The 1,629-nt window shown below is 53.2% G+C and carries 1 tRNA gene and 1 rRNA gene; both read left to right on the top strand.

What is annotated here, in order from left to right:
• Positions 1 to 1,374 (top strand): 16S ribosomal RNA (locus IQ246_RS29795); the annotation flags it as partial.
• Positions 1,375 to 1,503: 129 nt separating this feature from the next.
• Positions 1,504 to 1,577: transfer RNA gene (locus IQ246_RS29800), tRNA-Ile, on the top strand.
• Positions 1,578 to 1,629 lie beyond the last annotated feature (52 nt).

Genomic DNA, 1,629 nt, shown 5'->3' on the forward strand with positions numbered 1-1,629 from the left:
GCTTCAGGTTCGGGACAACCACTGGAAACGGTGGCTAATACCGAATGTGCCGAGAGGTGAAAGGCTTGCTGCCTGAAGATGAGCTCGCGTCTGATTAGCTAGTAGGTGTGGTAATAGCGCACCTAGGCGACGATCAGTAGCTGGTCTGAGAGGATGATCAGCCACACTGGGACTGAGACACGGCCCAGACTCCTACGGGAGGCAGCAGTGGGGAATTTTCCGCAATGGGCGAAAGCCTGACGGAGCAATACCGCGTGAGGGAGGAAGGCTCTTGGGTCGTAAACCTCTTTTCTCAGGGAAGAACACAATGACGGTACCTGAGGAATAAGCATCGGCTAACTCCGTGCCAGCAGCCGCGGTAATACGGAGGATGCAAGCGTTATCCGGAATGATTGGGCGTAAAGCGTCCGCAGGTGGCGATGTAAGTCTGCTGTTAAAGAGTGAGGCTCAACCTCATAAGAGCAGTGGAAACTACATTGCTAGAGTGCGTTCGGGGCAGAGGGAATTCCTGGTGTAGCGGTGAAATGCGTAGAGATCAGGAAGAACACCGGTGGCGAAAGCGCTCTGCTAGGCCGCAACTGACACTGAGGGACGAAAGCTAGGGGAGCGAATGGGATTAGATACCCCAGTAGTCCTAGCCGTAAACGATGGATACTAGGCGTGGCTTGTATCGACCCGAGCCGTGCCGTAGCTAACGCGTTAAGTATCCCGCCTGGGGAGTACGCACGCAAGTGTGAAACTCAAAGGAATTGACGGGGGCCCGCACAAGCGGTGGAGTATGTGGTTTAATTCGATGCAACGCGAAGAACCTTACCAAGACTTGACATGTCGCGAATCTCCTTGAAAGGGGAGAGTGCCTTCGGGAGCGCGAACACAGGTGGTGCATGGCTGTCGTCAGCTCGTGTCGTGAGATGTTGGGTTAAGTCCCGCAACGAGCGCAACCCTCGTTTTTAGTTGCCAGCACTTCGGGTGGGCACTCTAGAGAGACTGCCGGTGACAAACCGGAGGAAGGTGGGGATGACGTCAAGTCAGCATGCCCCTTACGTCTTGGGCTACACACGTACTACAATGCTACGGACAGAGGGCAGCAAGCATGCGAATGCAAGCTAATCCCGTAAACCGTGGCTCAGTTCAGATCGCAGGCTGCAACTCGCCTGCGTGAAGGAGGAATCGCTAGTAATTGCAGGTCAGCATACTGCAGTGAATTCGTTCCCGGGCCTTGTACACACCGCCCGTCACACCATGGAAGCTGGCAACGCCCGAAGTCATTACCCCAACTTTTCGGAGAGGGGGATGCCTAAGGCAGTGCTGGTGACTGGGGTGAAGTCGTAACAAGGTAGCCGTACCGGAAGGTGTGGCTGGATCACCTCCTTTTAGGGAGACCTACACCCCTCAAATATCGAAAGCAAACAGCAAATAGATATAGAGATGGTCATTCCTAGGTCGGTCGCAGACATTTGTTCTTGGCTTTCAAACTATGATTTGGTTCGTATATAAAGATATGGGCTATTAGCTCAGGTGGTTAGAGCGCACCCCTGATAAGGGTGAGGTCCCTGGTTCGAGTCCAGGATGGCCCACCTGAAAGTAATTAGTAATTGCTAATTGGTAATTCGTAGTTATTTACGAATT

The sequence above is a fragment of the aff. Roholtiella sp. LEGE 12411 genome (assembly GCF_015206995.1).
Lineage (GTDB): Bacteria > Cyanobacteriota > Cyanobacteriia > Cyanobacteriales > Nostocaceae > Komarekiella.